General features: G+C 68.6%; 11 protein-coding genes, 2 rRNA genes and 2 pseudogenes (1 of these 15 running past the window's edge). 7 read left to right on the top strand and 8 right to left on the bottom strand.

The window, feature by feature from the left end; translation table 11 throughout:
- Positions 1–239 precede the first annotated feature (239 nt).
- Positions 240–2,973: pseudogene (gene aceE, locus H0S67_RS04140) on the top strand (pyruvate dehydrogenase (acetyl-transferring), homodimeric type).
- 81 nt (positions 2,974–3,054) lie between these two features.
- Here aceE and H0S67_RS04135 read toward each other — a convergent pair.
- On the bottom strand, positions 3,055–4,005 hold the full coding sequence (locus tag H0S67_RS04135) for an alpha/beta fold hydrolase (RefSeq protein ID WP_180935549.1): 951 nt from the start codon (positions 4,003–4,005) through the stop codon (positions 3,055–3,057).
- 221 nt (positions 4,006–4,226) lie between these two features.
- Between H0S67_RS04135 and H0S67_RS04130 the strand changes: the two genes are divergently transcribed.
- The 6 genes and pseudogenes from H0S67_RS04130 (at position 4,227) to H0S67_RS04105 (ending at position 9,583) form a co-directional block, all read left to right on the top strand.
- Positions 4,227–5,348 (top strand): PucR family transcriptional regulator, encoded by a 1,122-nt coding sequence (locus tag H0S67_RS04130; protein WP_246355112.1) that lies wholly within the window; start codon positions 4,227–4,229, stop codon positions 5,346–5,348.
- A 30-nt stretch (positions 5,349–5,378) separates the two neighbouring features.
- Positions 5,379–6,374 carry an ACP S-malonyltransferase gene (locus H0S67_RS04125; RefSeq protein ID WP_246355111.1) on the top strand — a complete coding sequence of 332 codons (996 nt, stop codon included), beginning with the start codon at positions 5,379–5,381 and terminating at the stop codon, positions 6,372–6,374.
- Positions 6,371–7,372, top strand: a complete 1,002-nt coding sequence (locus tag H0S67_RS04120) for a beta-ketoacyl-ACP synthase III (RefSeq protein WP_180935547.1) — start codon at positions 6,371–6,373, stop codon at positions 7,370–7,372. The genes H0S67_RS04125 and H0S67_RS04120 overlap by 4 nt, the downstream gene beginning before the upstream one ends.
- Positions 7,373–7,422: 50 nt before the next feature.
- Complete coding sequence (locus tag H0S67_RS04115) at positions 7,423–7,668, top strand: acyl carrier protein (protein ID WP_180935546.1); 246 nt, start codon at positions 7,423–7,425, stop codon at positions 7,666–7,668.
- Positions 7,669–7,757: 89 nt separating this feature from the next.
- Positions 7,758–9,009 (top strand): annotated as a pseudogene (fabF, locus tag H0S67_RS04110) (beta-ketoacyl-ACP synthase II).
- 154 nt (positions 9,010–9,163) lie between these two features.
- A complete protein-coding gene (locus H0S67_RS04105; RefSeq protein ID WP_180935545.1) occupies positions 9,164–9,583 on the top strand; it encodes a hypothetical protein in 420 nt (139 codons plus the stop codon).
- 33 nt (positions 9,584–9,616) lie between these two features.
- Here H0S67_RS04105 and H0S67_RS04100 read toward each other — a convergent pair whose 3' ends face one another.
- The 7 genes from H0S67_RS04100 to H0S67_RS04075 form a co-directional block, all read right to left on the bottom strand.
- On the bottom strand, positions 9,617–10,159 hold the full coding sequence (locus H0S67_RS04100; protein ID WP_180935544.1) for a DUF3145 domain-containing protein: 543 nt from the start codon (positions 10,157–10,159) through the stop codon (positions 9,617–9,619).
- Positions 10,160–10,322: 163 nt separating this feature from the next.
- Entirely contained in the window at positions 10,323–10,664 is a 342-nt protein-coding gene (locus H0S67_RS04095; protein ID WP_180935543.1) for a PP2C family protein-serine/threonine phosphatase, read from the bottom strand.
- A gap of 49 nt (positions 10,665–10,713) precedes the next feature.
- Entirely contained in the window at positions 10,714–10,935 is a 222-nt protein-coding gene (locus H0S67_RS04090; RefSeq protein ID WP_180935542.1) for a protein phosphatase 2C domain-containing protein, read from the bottom strand.
- Between the two features lie 558 nt (positions 10,936–11,493).
- On the bottom strand, positions 11,494–11,703 hold the full coding sequence (locus H0S67_RS24400; RefSeq protein WP_246355110.1) for a hypothetical protein: 210 nt from the start codon (positions 11,701–11,703) through the stop codon (positions 11,494–11,496).
- Entirely contained in the window at positions 11,700–11,951 is a 252-nt protein-coding gene (locus H0S67_RS24395; protein ID WP_246355109.1) for a hypothetical protein, read from the bottom strand. Before H0S67_RS24395 ends, H0S67_RS24400 begins: the two co-directional genes overlap by 4 nt.
- A gap of 334 nt (positions 11,952–12,285) precedes the next feature.
- Positions 12,286–12,401 (bottom strand): 5S ribosomal RNA (rrf, locus tag H0S67_RS04080).
- A 165-nt stretch (positions 12,402–12,566) separates the two neighbouring features.
- Positions 12,567–14,842: ribosomal RNA gene (locus H0S67_RS04075) — 23S ribosomal RNA — on the bottom strand (it continues 842 nt past the right edge of the window).

Genomic DNA, 14,842 nt, shown 5'->3' with positions numbered 1-14,842 from the left:
AGAGGGGATTCCTGCCCGGCGACCCCGCCCGTGGGGCGTCGGCCGGGCCCTCGACGGCCTCGGCCGGGACGCCGGGTGTACGCGCAGGGCCGTGCCCCGTCCTCGCTCGCCTGAGCCCACCCCACGGACCTACCGCCGGGTAAATTTCGCGTGGTCCGGGCGCGTGCAACGATGAGACGGTGACCGAAGACTCCACCACTGGTTCAGGCACTGGCTCCGACACCACCCGGAGCGGCACGATCCCGTCCGTGATCCACGAGGGACTGCCGACCCAGCTGCCCGACATCGACCCCGACGAGACGCAGGACTGGATCGACTCCTTCGACTCGCTCGTCGGCGAGCGCGGCCGTGAGCGCGCCCGCTACGTCATGCTGCGCCTCCTCGAGCGCGCCCGCGAGACCCAGGTGGGCGTGCCCGCCCTGCGCAGCACCGACTACATCAACACGATCCCGCCCGAGCGCGAGCCGTGGTTCCCCGGCGACGAGGAGGCCGAGCGCCGCATCCGCGCCTTCATCCGCTGGAACGCCGCCGTCATGGTCTCCAGCGCCAACCGCAAGGGCCTCGAGGTCGGCGGGCACATCGCCACCTACCAGTCCTCCGCCAGCCTCTACGAGGTCGGCTTCAACCACTTCTTCCGCGGCAAGGACCACCCCGGCGGCGGCGACCAGATCTACATCCAGGGCCACGCCTCCCCCGGTGTCTACGCCCGGGCCTTCCTCGAGGGCCGGCTCACCGAGGAGCAGCTCTACCGGTTCCGCCAGGAGGTCCAGCACGGGCCGCACGCCGGGCTGCCGTCGTACCCCCACCCCCGGCTCATGTCGGACTTCTGGGAGTTCCCGACGGTCTCCATGGGCCTGACCGGCATCAACTCGATCTACCAGGCGCGGTTCAACCGCTACCTCCACAACCGCGGCATCAAGGACACCAGCCAGCAGAACGTCTGGGCGTTCCTCGGCGACGGCGAGATGGCCGAGCCGGAGTCGCTGGGCGCCATCGGCGTCGCGGCCCGCGAGGAGCTCGACAACCTCACCTGGGTCATCAACTGCAACCTCCAGCAGCTCGACGGACCGGTGCGCGGCAACGGCAAGATCATCCAGGAGCTGGAGTCGACCTTCCGCGGCGCCGGCTGGAACGTCATCAAGGTCGTCTGGGGCCGCGAGTGGGACGATCTGCTGGCCCGTGACGTCGACGGCGTGCTCGTGAACAAGATGAACACCACGCCGGACGGCGCCTTCCAGACCTACTCGGTCGAGAGCGGCGACTACATCCGCGACAGCTTCTTCGGTGGCGACCCGCGGCTGCGCAAGATGGTCGAGCACATGTCCGACGACCAGATCCGCAAGCTGCCGCGCGGTGGCCACGACTACCGCAAGGTGTACGCCGCGTTCGACGCGGCCAGCAAGCACGTCGGCCAGCCGACCGTGATCCTGGCCAAGACGATCAAGGGCTGGACGATCGACGCCCTCGAGGGCAAGAACGCCACGCACCAGATGAAGAAGCTGACCCAGGACGACCTCAAGAGGTTCCGGGACCGCCTCTACCTGCCGATCTCCGACCGCGACCTGGAGCGCTCGTACGAGGAGACCGGCGCCGCGCCGTTCTTCCACCCCGGCGAGGACGCGCCCGAGATCCAGTACATGAAGGAGCGCCGCGACAGCCTCGGTGGCTCCGTGCCCCGCCGCGTGGTCCGGGCCAAGAACCTCCAGCTGCCCGGCGACAAGATGTACGCCGAGCTCAAGAAGGGGTCGGGCAAGAACTCCATCGCGACCACGATGGCCGTCGTCCCGCCTGCTCAAGGACTGGATGAAGGACCCCGAGATCGGCCAGCGCATCGTGCCGATCGCGCCGGACGAGTACCGCACGTTCGGCATGGACGCGATGTTCCCGAGCGCGAAGGTCTACAACCCGGCCGGCCAGCAGTACGAGTCGGTCGACCGCAAGTTGTTGCTCTCCTACAAGGAGTCGGCACAGGGCCAGATGCTCCACGAGGGCATCTCGGAGGCCGGCGCGATGGCCTCCGCGACCGCCGCCGGCTCGGCGTACTCGACGCACGGCGAGCACATGATCCCGTTCTACATCTTCTACTCGATGTTCGGGTTCCAGCGCACCGGCGACTCGATCTGGGCGATGGCCGACCAGCTCTCGCGCGGCTTCCTCATCGGCGCCACGGCGGGTCGCACGACGCTGACCGGCGAGGGCCTGCAGCACGCGGACGGGCACTCGCCGCTCATCGCGGCGACCAACCCGGCGGTCGTCCACTACGACCCGGCGTTCGCCTACGAGATCAGCCACGTCATGCGGTCCGGCCTGGAGCGGATGTACGGCGCTGACGCCGAGAACGTCATCTTCTACATCACCGTCTACAACGAGCCCGTTCAGCAGCCGGCCGAGCCGGAGGACGTGGACGTCGAGGGCATCCTCAAGGGCATCCACAAGGTGTCGACCGCCGAGGGCGAGGGCCCGCGGGCCCAGCTGCTCGCCTCGGGCGTCGGGTACCCCTGGGTCAAGGAGGCCGCGCGGATCCTGGCCGAGGAGTGGGGCGTCCAGGCCGACACCTGGTCGGTGACCTCGTGGAACGAGCTGGCACGCGACGCCGTCGCGGCCGAGGAGTGGAACCTCCTGCACCCCGGCGAGCAGCCGCGCACGGCGTACGTCGCCGACAAGCTGGCCGGCGCCGACGGCCCGGTCGTGGCGGTCTCGGACTACATGCGGGCCGTGCCGATGCAGATCGCCCGTTGGGTGCCCGGTGACTACCGCGTGCTCGGCGCCGACGGCTTCGGCTTCGCCGATACCCGCCCGGCCGCACGCCGGTACTTCCACATCGACGCCCAGTCGGTGGTCGTGCAGACGCTGCAGGCACTCGCCGACGCGGGCCAGATCGAGCGCGGGCTCGTCGAGAAGGCGTTCGCGCAGTACCGCATCGACGACCCGACGGCCGTGGCCGGCGTGAAGCAGGAGGGCGGCGACGCCTGACGCGAGTCGGCGCCACAAGACCCACCGAGTCGGCGTTGCTTGACCCCAACCAGGGCGTCAAGCAGCGCCGACTCGGCGATTTCAGGCGCTGGGCAGGGCCGTGACGGTGGCCGTCGGGCGGGCGCTGGCGTGCCCGGTCTTGAGCAGGTTGCGGAAGCGGGCGCGGCTGTAGGCCGCCGGCTGGGTCGAGCGGATGAACTCGTGCACGATCCTGGCGAACCGGTGCGGGTGGTCCTTGTGCGGGAAGTGCCCGGCGTTCGGGATCACCTCGACCCTGGCGTCGGGGGCGAGCGCGCCCGCGTTGCTCGCGTGCCGCACGGGGATCACCATGTCCTCGCTCCCCCACACGACCGCCATCGGCATGGCATCGGTCAGGTAGGCACGGTCCGCCATGGTGACGATCTGGCCGCGCCAGTCGACGACGGCGCGGACGACGTGGCGGATCGCGTGCCGGGCGTGGGGGTCCTTGAAGGAGTCGAAGATCTCGGCGACCTCGTCGAGGTCGCGGGTGTGCTTGCAGGGGGCGCTCGCCAGCGCCCGCATGCCGGCCATGCCGACGTGCCGTACGCCGGGCAGCGTCAGCACACCCATCAGCTGGTGGAAGCCCGGGGTGGTGATCGCCCGGATGGCCGGCGTGACCTCGGGCCCGAGACCGCCGGAGGCGACCAGCATCAGCCGCTCGGTGCGTTCGGGGAACTGGTAGGCGAACTGCATGGCCACCCCGCCGCCGAAGCTGTGCCCGATCACGGTGGCCTTGTCGACGCCCAGCACCGTCAGGAGGTCCCGCATGCCGTTGGCGTAGCCGCCCACGCTGTAGTCCGCGCGCGGCTTGTCCGACAGTCCGTGGCCCAGCAGGTCGGGCGCGATCACCGTGTAGCGCTTGGCGAGCGAGTCGATCACGGGCTCCCAGGTGGTGTGGTCACACCCGAGACCGTGCAGGAGCAGCACCACCGGGCCCTGACCGGTCTTGACGAAGGCACGCCGGTGCCCGTGGAGCGTGACGTACTGGACTTCGTGCGGCGTGCGGGACACCGAACCTCCTGTATGCCGCGGCCGCGGCCTAGTTGACGGATTCAACCACTTCTGACTGCTCTTCGGGGCCCCGTAACCCTTATTTCACGGGGGTTTTGCGCGGATCTGGTGTCGACTAGCCTCGATCCGTGAAACCCACCTCGCCCGTAGTACCCAGTCGGCGCCCGGCTGATGCACTGCAACGGGCGACCGGCGCCCTGAGCACCTCCGCCATGGCCCGGATGGAGACCGAGATGCCGTGGTTCCGGGAGCTCAGCGCCGAGGACCGCTCCTGGGTCGGGCTCATTGTCCAGGCCGGCATCCGCGGCTTCGTCGACTGGTACCGCCGCGAGGGCGGTCGGCCCGACGAGGGGGGCTCCGCCGTGGCCGCGTCCGTCTTCGGCGCCGCGCCCCGTGCCCTGGCTGGGGTGATCAACCTCCAGCAGACCGTGGACCTGGTCCGGCTCTCCATCGAGGTGGTGGAGAACAACATCGACGACATCGTGGACCCCGACGACGCGCCCGAGGTCCACGCCGGGGTGCTGCGCTACGCCCGGGAGGTCGCCTTTGCGACGGCGGAGGTGTACGCCCGGGCCGCCGAGCTCCGCGGCGCCTGGGACGCCCGGCTGGAGGCGCTGGTCGTCGACGCCGTCCTGCGGTCGGAGGCCGACGAGACCCTGCTCTCGCGAGCCAGCGCCCTCGGCTGGACCGCCCGGGGCGACGTCGCGGTCGTGCTGGGCGCCGCCCCGGCGCAGCGGACCGAGACCGACCTCTTCGAGGAGGTACGCCGCAGCGCGCGCTCGGCGGGCATGGATGCGCTGTGCGCGGTGCAGGGTGAGCGCCTGGTGGTGCTGCTCGGCGGGGTGGCGGACTCGCGGGTCGCCGCGGAGTCCGTGGTGCACCTCTTCGGCGAGGGGCCGGTCGTGGTCGGCCCGGTCGCCGACGACCTCGGGCGCGCCCACGTGTCCGCCCGGGCCGCGGTCTCGGCCCACCGGGCTGCGAGCGGCTGGCCCGAGGCGCCCCGTCCGGTGCGCAGCAGTGAGCTGCTGCCCGAGCGGGCCCTGGCCGGCGACGGCCACGCCCGTCGGCACCTGGTCGAGGAGGTCTACCTCCCCCTGGTCCGGGCTCGCGGCACCCTGATCGAGACACTCGCCTCCTACTTCCACCACGGCTGCTCGATCGAGGCCTCGGCGCGGGCGCTCTTCGTGCACCCCAACACGGTGCGCTACCGGCTCCGTCAGGTGGCCGACCTGACCGGCTACGCGCCGGCGCATGCCCGCGACGCCTTCATCCTCGAGATCGCGCTGGTGCTGGGCCGGCAGTCCGGCCGCGCGGATGAGGCCAAGCCCGAGCCACATTTGTAGGAACCCTACAAACAATCCCCCGCGAGATTCGTGCGCGCCCGAGGGGAGACCCAGCCACGGGCACGGCAGAGTGGAGGTTGTGCTCGTCATCGTCGCTCCCGGCCAAGGTGCCCAGACACCTGGTTTCCTGCAGCCCTGGCTGGAGGACCAGACCTTCGCGCCCCGCTTCGTGTCGCTCTCGGAGGCTTCGGGGCTGGACCTGGCCCATTCGGCACCGAGGCGGACGCCGAGACCATCCGTGACACCCGGATCGCGCAGCCGCTGCTGGTCGCGACCGGCCTGGCGGCGTTCGAGCTGCTCGACGCCGCGGACGTCGGCGCTGTCTCGGGACACAGCGTCGGCGAGCTCGCCGCCGCCGCAGCCGCGGGCGCCATCACCGCCGAGGAGGCGATGGTGCTCGTCCGAGAGCGGGGCATCGCCATGGCCGAGGCCGCCGCGGCCACCCCCACCGGGATGACCGCCGTCCTCGGTGGCGACCGCACCGAGGTCCTCGCCGCGCTCGAGAAGCACGGGCTCACCCCCGCCAACGACAACGGGCCGGGCCAGATCGTCGCCGCGGGCACCCGCGAGCAGCTCGAGGCTCTCGCCGAGGAGCCGCCCGCGAAGGCCCGGCTGACCCCGCTCAGCGTGGCCGGGGCGTTCCACACCGAGCACATGGCTCCGGCCGTGGGCCACCTCGAGAAGCTCGCCGCCGACGTGTCGCCCCGTGACCCGGCCACCGCGGTGATCTCCAACAGGGACGGCGAGGTCGTCCGCGACGGCGCCGAGGTGCTGAGCCGGATCGTCGGCCAGATCGCCAACCCCGTCCGCTGGGACCTGTGCATGGAGACCATGCGAGACGTCGGTGTCACCGGGATCCTCGAGCTGCCGCCGGCGGGCGTGCTGACGGGCATCGCCAAGCGCAACCTCAAGGGTGTCGAGACCTTCGCCCTCAAGACCCCCGACCAGCTCGACGACGCGCGCGCCTTCTGCGCCAAGCACGCCGGCGCGGTCCTGCCCCACGACTCCGAAGGTGCCAGCTCATGAGCCCGTTCCAGTCCTCCCAGGGCGCGCCCCACGCGGCGATCCTCGGCATCGGTGCCTACCGACCCTCGCGGGTGATCCCCAACGCCGACATCGTCGCCGCGATCGACTCCAGCGACGAGTGGATCCAGCAGCGCTCGGGCATCAAGCAGCGCCGGTGGGCCACGCCCGAGGAGACCGTGCAGCTGATGTCGGTCGAGGCGTCGCGCAAGGCGCTCGCCCACGCCGGCCTCGACGCCCGCCAGATCGACTGCGTCGTGGTCGCCACGGTCAGCCACATGCTGCAGACGCCTGCCATCGCGACCGCCATCGCCCACGAGCTCGGCACCGAGCAGGCGGCCGCCTTCGACATCTCCGCGGCCTGTGCCGGCTTCTGCCACGCGGTCTCGATGGCCTCCGACTTCGTCCGCGCCGGGAGCGCCCGCCACGTGCTGGTCATCGGCGTCGAGCGGCTCTCCGACATCACCGACGTCGGCGACCGCGGCACGGCCTTCATCTTCGCCGACGGCGCCGGCGCGGCCGTGGTCGGTCCCAGCGAGACCCCGGGCATCGGTCCGGTCGTCTGGGGCTCCGACGGAGAGCAGTACGACCTGATCCGGCAGCGCGAGGACTGGCGTGACGTGGTCGCGTCGAAGGACCCCGTGATGCCGCACCTGACGATGCAGGGCAACCCGGTCTTCCGGTGGGCGTCCTTCGCCATGGCCAAGATCGGTCAGCAGGCGCTCGACCGCGCCGGGGTCAGCATCGACGACCTCGACGTGTTCGTCCCCCACCAGGCCAACATGCGCATCATCGACGCGATGGCCCGCTCCATGAAGCTGCCCGAGCGCGTCCGGATCGCCCGTGACATCGCCGAGCAGGGCAACACCTCGGCGGCCTCCATCCCGCTGGCCCTGGACCGGATGATCGCCGAGGGCGAGGCCCGCAGCGGCGACACCGCCCTGCTCATCGCCTTCGGCGCCGGCCTGGCGTACGCCGCCCAGGTCGTCACCGTCCCCTGATACCCGCACCACCAGAGCAACATCCGACAAACCGAGAGGAACAGCCCCACATGGCCACCACCGAAGAGATCCGCGCCGACCTCGCCGACATCGTCAACGAGGTCGCCGGCATCGACGCCGACGACGTCCAGCTCGACAAGTCGTTCGTCGACGACCTCGACGTCGACTCGCTGTCCATGGTCGAGGTCGTCGTGGCCGCAGAGGAGAAGTTCAGCGTCTCGATCCCCGACGACGAGGTCAAGAACCTCAAGACCGTGGGCGACGCCGTCGCCTTCATCGAGCGCGCCCAGGGCTGACCTGCCGCCAGCGCCCGCCCCCGCGGGCGCCGGCACTCCCCGTCCGGGGGCCCGGCGCCCGCCCGCAGCACACCAGATCAGAGGATGAGATGAGCCGCACAAGAGTCGTGGTGACCGGCCTCGGCACCACCAGCCCCGTCGGAGGCGACGTCGCCAGCACCTGGGACGCGCTCGTGAACGGACGTTCCGGCGTCCGCGCCCTGACCGACGACTGGGCCGAGGAGATGCCGGTCAAGATCGCCGGACGCGTGGCCGTCGAGCCGACCGAGGTCCTCGAGCGGGTCAAGGCCCGCCGCCTGGACCGCTCCTCGCAGTTCGCGATGGTCGCGGCGATGGAAGCGTGGCGCGACTCGGGCCTCGACGTCCTGCAGGAGTCGGGCGACCTCGAGCACGAGCGCGTCGGGGTCGCGATGGCCTCCGGCATCGGCGGCGTCAACACCCTCCTCGACAACTACGACATCCTCAAGGAGAAGGGCCCCCGCCGGGTCTCTCCGCTCGCCGTCCCGATGCTGATGCCCAACGCCCCCGCGGCCCAGATCAGCCTGTACGTCGGCGCCCGCGCCGCCGTGAACACCCCCGTCTCGGCGTGTGCCTCCGGCAACGAGGGCATCGCCCTCGCGGTCGACCAGATCCGCCTCGGCCGCGCCGACGTGGTCGTCGCGGGCGGCACCGAGGCGGCGATCCACCCGCTGCCCATGGCCGCCTTCGCGAACATGATGGCGCTGTCGAAGAACCCGGGTGACCCCACGACGGTCTCCCGTCCCTGGGACACCGGCCGCGACGGCTTCGTGCTCGGTGAGGGCGCCGGCGTCCTCGTCCTGGAGTCCGAGGAGCACGCCAAGGCGCGCGGCGCCCGGATCTACGCCGAGGTGCTCGGCGCCGGCATCACCGCCGACGCGCACGACATCGCGCAGCCCGACCCCCGCCGGCCGTGGCGGTGCCCGCGCGATCCTGCGGGCCCTGGCCGAGTCCGGCATCACGGCCGCGGACATCGCGCACATCAACGCGCACGCCACGTCGACCCCGCAGGGCGACATCGCCGAGGGCCTGATGATCCACGCGACGCTCGGCAAGCACGCCGACGACGTCGTGGTCACGAGCACCAAGTCGATGACCGGTCACCTGCTCGGCGGTGCCGGCGCGCTCGAGGCCATCGCCACGGTGCTCGCCCTCCACCACCGGGTCGCGCCGCCGACGATCAACCTCGACAACCTCGACCCGCAGGTCGAGCTCGACATCCCGACCAAGGCCCGCGACCTGCCCCAGGGCGACATCGCGGCGCTGAACAACTCCTTCGGTTTCGGCGGCGCCAACGTCGCGGTCGCGTTCGGCAGCGTCTGACCGGGTCCGGACCCGCGCTCGACGCACGCGCGGACGGCCCCCACCGGCATCGCCGGTGGGGGCCGTCCGCGTCCGGAGCACGGCTACCGCCGTAACGCCTCCGGGGACGTCGCGTTGTACCCATGACGCCCGTCACACGACCGCGGAGGACCTCATGCTGCGCACGGCGACCCTCGCCCTGCTGACCTCGATCATGGCCGGCCTGCTCGTCGCAACGGGGTCAGCAGCGGCGCAAGCACGGTCGTACGGTCACACCGGCGCCCCCGACGGGGTGCTGCGCGCAGGCTGCCACCGTTACCGCTACCACTACGTGGTGAAGCCGCCGACCGGCGACTGGATCCTCGAGACCTTCCTGCTGGGCCCGCACCACCGCAGGCTCGCGTCCAACGCGTTCAGCTCGGACTCCGAGAGCACGAGGGGCCACGGGCGCTTCCAGTTCTGTCGCTACTCGACCACGCCCGGGCGGTTCACGATCAAGGCCAAGCTCACCTGGTACACCACCCCGATCCTCGGGGCGCAGAAGGAGCACCACGCCTGGCTGGACCCCTCGCACTTCCGCCTGCACCGGCCCTGAACCCAGGGCCGCTCACGCGACGGGAGCAGGTCCCTAGACGACCTGGTGCAGCCAGCGCACCGGAGCGCCGTCGCCGGCGTGCCTGAAGGTCTCCAGCTCGTCGTCCCACGGCTTGCCCAGCAGCTTGTCGATCTCGACCAGCAGGGTGGTGTCGCCGAGGGCGGCCTTGACCACCGCTGCCTTCAGCCGGTCCTCGGGGATCATGATGTCCCCGTGCAGGCCGGTCACCGCGTGGTAGACCCCCAGCTCGGGGGTGTAGGAGTAGCGGGAGCCCTCGGAGGACGAGGTGGGCTCCTCGGTGATCTCGAAGCGGAGGTGGTTCCAGCCCCGCAGCGACGAGGCCACGGCGGCGGCAGAGCCGGCCGCACCAGCCCACGAGAGCTCCGCCCGGTAGGTACCTTGCTGAGCGGGCTGCGGGATCCAGTCCAGGCTCACGGGCGTGCCGAGCACGCCGCCGACGGCCCACTCCACGTGCGGGCACAGCGCCGACGGCGCAGAGTGCACAAACAGGATGCCCCTCGTCCCAGAGCCAGTCGGGCGGGCGGCAGTGCGTGCGGTCACTGTGACCTCCTTCATCTCCGGCGTCGAGATACGCCTTCCCCAGCGGTCTCGTTGTGGAGCAAAGGTGCCGAGTGACACAGTTGTAAGTTGTAGGACCATTGTTGCGTATGTTGCGCCTGAGCACCAGCGAATCGAACTTCCGGGCGAAAATCCGGCTCGAAGCGGATCCTGCTCCGGGTCAGGCGGTGTCGGCCCGGGCGAGGTGGACGGCGGCGGGGTCGACGATGTTGGCCGCGTCCTGCACGGCACCGAGGAGCCGGCCGTCACCCACGACCTGCGGCCCCTCGACCACGTCGAGGACCAGACAGGTCACGTTGTCCCGTCCGCCGGCTGCCAGGGCGGACTGCGTGAGGACGGCAGCCGCGGAGTGCGGGTCCACCAGCCGGAGCACGTCGGTGATGCGCGCGTCGTCCACGAGTCGGTCCAGCCCGTCGCTGCACAGCAGGAGGCGGTCGCCCTCGCGCACGTCGAGCTCGTCGAGGTCGATGTCGTGGGGGTCGACGGCGGGATTCCCGTCCACCGAGCGGAGGACGACGTTGCGCCACGGATGCTGTGCCGCCGAGTCCCGGTCAGCTGGCCCGTGTCGCGCATCTGCTGGACGTAGGTTGGTCCCGCGAGACCTGGCGCAGGACGCCGTCATGCAGCAGGTAGGCACGGGAGTCACCCACGTGACCCAGCAGCACACGCTCCCCGTCGCAGAGCACGGCGGACAGCGTCGTGGCCATGCCACCACGCGCCTCGTCCTCGCACACACCCGACCGCGAGGTTGCGACGCGCAGCGGCCACGGCATCGAGCATCACCTGTTCGAGGTCGTCACCGAAGCGGCTCAGGGCCGTCGCCGACACGACGTACGCGGTCGTGGCCGACGCAACCTCCCCGGCCGCCGCACCCCCGACCCGTCCGCGACCAGCGCGACGTAGGGCGACACGAACGCCGAGTCCTCGTTGTGGTCGCGGACGCGACCGACATCGCTGACACACTGCTCCCGAGAATCGCAGCATCGACGCCCCTTGGTCCGGAACCTGACTCGCAGTAGACCGCCACGACAGGCGCGCGGTCAACCCCCACGTGGGCGCGGAAGTCGTCGGCAGCCTGCCCATCCGGCGGCACTGCAACCCTCCCTGCGCCCGCGAATCCGGCGGACGGGTCCGGGCCGGGCGGCCGTGGCTCAGTCCTGACACGCTCGAGGGCCTCGGCGCGGTCGGCGGCATCGGTGAGCTGGTCGGCGTCGATGGCGTTCGTCCGGTGGAACCAGGCGAGCGCGTCGGTCTCGCGGCCGGCCGCCTCGAGGGTTGTCCTCGTAGGCGTACCGGCAGCCGGACGACCCACGACGCGCGACTCTTGGACGTCAACGGCGCGAGCTCGAGGGTGCGCAGGGCGCGTCGAGCTGGCCCATGTCGCGACGGGCGCCGGCCTCGACGATGGTCATCTCTGCCTTCGCCTCGGGCGAGAAGTTCACGACCGACGGGCTCTTGGCCAGCTTGAGCGCCTGGTCGGGCTGACCGAGCGCGCGGTGGCAGTCGGCCATGATCGGCAGGTACGCCGTGGCACCGTTCATCCGCTTGGCGGCTCGCAGCTCGGCAAGGGCCTCTGCGTAGTGCCCTGCGGCGTACGCCGCCTCCCGGTGGCCTCACGGACGACCGCGAGGCGAGGAGCACGAGCCCGCGCGGCCATCGTGTGCTGGTAGGCCGTCTCGGGGTCCTCGTCCATCAGCATCCCGGCAGCGGCGAGGTGGCGGGCGACCCGGGCCGCCAGCTTCTCGGGCAGCCCCTTGAGCTGGGCCGTCACCGAGCGGTCCGAGCTCACGGCCGGTGACCTCCTCGGGGAGGTCGGGACCGTCGTACTTGGCCTGGTCGGCGGTGCGGTCACCCTGCTTGTCGGTCGGGCGCTTCCAGTCGTTCTTGCGCCCCGGACGCTCCCCGGGCTTGCCGCCGCGATCGGGCCTTCCCCCGCCCCGCCGGTCGTTCCGGTCACTGCGGTCGTTCCGGTCACTGCGCTCACGACGAGGGCCTGATGCGCGGCCTCCATCGCGAGCGGGACGCTGGCTCCGACGGTCTTCGGCCACGACTTCACACCTCTCAGGGGATACTTCTCGTAAATAGCGTAGAGGCCACCTTGCGGTGGCCTCTACGGAGTGTATGTCCGGCGGCGTCTACTCTCCCACAGCCTCTCGGTTGCAGTACCATCGGCGCTGAAAGGCTTAACTTCCGGGTTCGGGATGGGACCGGGTGTTTCCCTTTCGCTATGGCCGCCGTAACTCTGCGGGAAACACACGCACCCAGGCACCACGTGGGGTGTGGGGGTGTTTCCAAGCTCTATGTAGTTGACTCATTGTGTTCCTGACCGTCAACGCGGGTTGTTGGTTGGGAACTGCGTAGTGACGCGGCATCACCAGTCGATGGTGTTTGTGGTGATGTGTGTGTGGACAAGCCCTCGGCCTATTAGTACCGGTCGGCTAGGCATTACTGCTGTACACCTCCGGCCTATCAACCCAGTGTTCTGCTGGGGGCCTTACCCGATTATATCGGTGGGAAACCTCATCTTGAAACGTGCTTCCCGCTTAGATGCATTCAGCGGTTATCACTTCCGAACGTAGCTAACCAGCCGTGCCCCTGGCGGGACAACTGGCACACCAGAGGTTCGTCCATCCCGGTCCTCTCGTACTAGGGACAGCCTTTCTCAAGTTTCCTGCGCGCGCGGCGGATAGGGACCGAACTGTCTCACGACGTTCTAAACCCAGCTCGCGTGCCGCTTTAATGGGCGAACAGCCCAACCCTTGGGACCTACTCCAGCCCCAGGATGCGACGAGCCGACATCGAGGTGCCAAACCATCCCGTCGATATGGACTCTTGGGGAAGATCAGCCTGTTATCCCCGGGGTACCTTTTATCCGTTGAGCGACGTCGCTTCCACATGCCGACGCCGGATCACTAGTTCCGACTTTCGTCCCTGCTCGACATGTCTGTCTCACAGTCAAGCTCCCTTGTGCACTTACACTCAACACCTGATTGCCAACCAGGCTGAGGGAACCTTTGAGCGCCTCCGTTACATTTTAGGAGGCAACCGCCCCAGTTAAACTACCCATCAGGCACTGTCCCTGATCCGGATAACGGACCTAGGTTAGACATCTAGTACGACCAGAGTGGTATTTCAACGTTGACTCCACAACCACTGGCGTGGCTGCTTCACAGTCTCCCACCTATCCTACACAAGCCGAACCAAACACCAATACCAAACTATAGTAAAGGTCCCGGGGTCTTTCCGTCCTGCCGCGCGTAACGAGCATCTTTACTCGTAGTGCAATTTCGCCGAGTCCACGGTTGAGACAGCGCCCAAGTCGTTACTCCATTCGTGCAGGTCGGAACTTACCCGACAAGGAATTTCGCTACCTTAGGATGGTTATAGTTACCACCGCCGTTTACTGGGGCTTAAGTTCTGAGCTTCGCCACCGAAGTGGCTGACTCGTCCCCTTAACCTTCCAGCACCGGGCAGGAGTCAGTCCGTATACATCGTCTTACAACTTCGCACGGACCTGTGTTTTTAGTAAACAGTCGCTTGGGCCTGGTCTCTGCGGCCATCACCGCTCCCACCGCTAGGGCGTTCACGGATCCGGCCCCCCTTCTCCCGAAGTTACGGGGGCATTTTGCCGAGTTCCTTAACCATGGTTTGCTCGATCGCCTTGGTATTCTCTACCTGATCACCTGAGTCGGTTTGGGGTACGGGCGGCGCATAGCTCGCTAGAGGTTTTTCTCGACAGCATAGGATCATCCACTTCGCCCCATTGGGCTCCCCATCACATCTCAGGATATGTGCCAGACGGATTTGCCTATCTGACTCCCTACATGCTTAGCCGTACACAACCATCGGTACGGTTGGACTACCTTCCTGCGTCACCCCATCGCTTGACTACTACCAGTTCGGGTCCCACGCTACGCCTCGACGCCTCGCCCGAAGGGTCCGGTCGAAGAGGTTTCGGATGGTTAGCATCACCAGGTTCGTCATGGGCGCTACTTTGCCGGTACGGGAATATCAACCCGTTGTCCATCGACTACGCCTGTCGGCCTCGCCTTAGGTCCCGACTTACCCAGGGCAGATTAGCTTGACCCTGGAACCCTTGATCATTCGGCGGAAGAGTTTCTCGCTCTTCATTCGCTACTCATGCCTGCATTCTCACTCGTGTCGCGTCCACAACTGGTTCACACCGCTGCTTCACTCGCGACACGACGCTCCCCTACCCATCCACACACCTGAACACCGGTCAAGCCGGCGCTGGGTTATTGCGTGAATGCCATAGCTTCGGCGGATGACTTGAGCCCCGCTACATTGTCGGCGCGGAATCACTTGACCAGTGAGCTATTACGCACTCTTTCAAGGGTGGCTGCTTCCAAGCCAACCTCCTGGTTGTCACTGCGACTCCACATCCTTTTCCACTTAGTCACCGCTTAGGGGCCTTAGCTGATGGTCTGGGCTGTTTCCCTCTCGACTACGGAGCTTATCCCCCGCAGTCTCACTGCTGCGCTCTCACTTACCGGCATTCGGAGTTTGGCTAACGTCAGTAACCTGGTAGGGCCCATCGGCTATCCAGTGCTCTACCTCCGGCAAGAAACACGCAACGCTGCACCTAAATGCATTTCGGGGAGAACCAGCTATCACGAAGTTTGATTGGCCTTTCACCCCTATCCACAGGTCATCCCCTCA

This window comes from Nocardioides ungokensis (assembly GCF_013466985.1).
GTDB classification, from domain to species: domain Bacteria; phylum Actinomycetota; class Actinomycetes; order Propionibacteriales; family Nocardioidaceae; genus Nocardioides; species Nocardioides ungokensis.
Note: the sequence above shows the minus strand (reverse complement) of the source record. Positions and strands in the feature narration are given on the sequence as shown.

Excerpts from the sequence above, each read along its gene's own strand:
- H0S67_RS04130 (WP_246355112.1), top strand. The coding sequence starts at position 4,227 with ATGGAGACCGAGATGCCGTGGTTCCGGGAGCTCAGCGCCGAGGACCGC.
- H0S67_RS04120 (WP_180935547.1), top strand. The coding sequence starts at position 6,371 with ATGAGCCCGTTCCAGTCCTCCCAGGGCGCGCCCCACGCGGCGATCCTC.
- H0S67_RS04115 (WP_180935546.1), top strand. The coding sequence starts at position 7,423 with ATGGCCACCACCGAAGAGATCCGCGCCGACCTCGCCGACATCGTCAAC.
- H0S67_RS04105 (WP_180935545.1), top strand. The coding sequence starts at position 9,164 with ATGCTGCGCACGGCGACCCTCGCCCTGCTGACCTCGATCATGGCCGGC.
- H0S67_RS04100 (WP_180935544.1), bottom strand. The coding sequence starts at position 10,159 with ATGAAGGAGGTCACAGTGACCGCACGCACTGCCGCCCGCCCGACTGGC.
- H0S67_RS04090 (WP_180935542.1), bottom strand. The coding sequence starts at position 10,935 with ATGCCGTGGCCGCTGCGCGTCGCAACCTCGCGGTCGGGTGTGTGCGAG.
- H0S67_RS24400 (WP_246355110.1), bottom strand. The coding sequence starts at position 11,703 with ATGAACGGTGCCACGGCGTACCTGCCGATCATGGCCGACTGCCACCGC.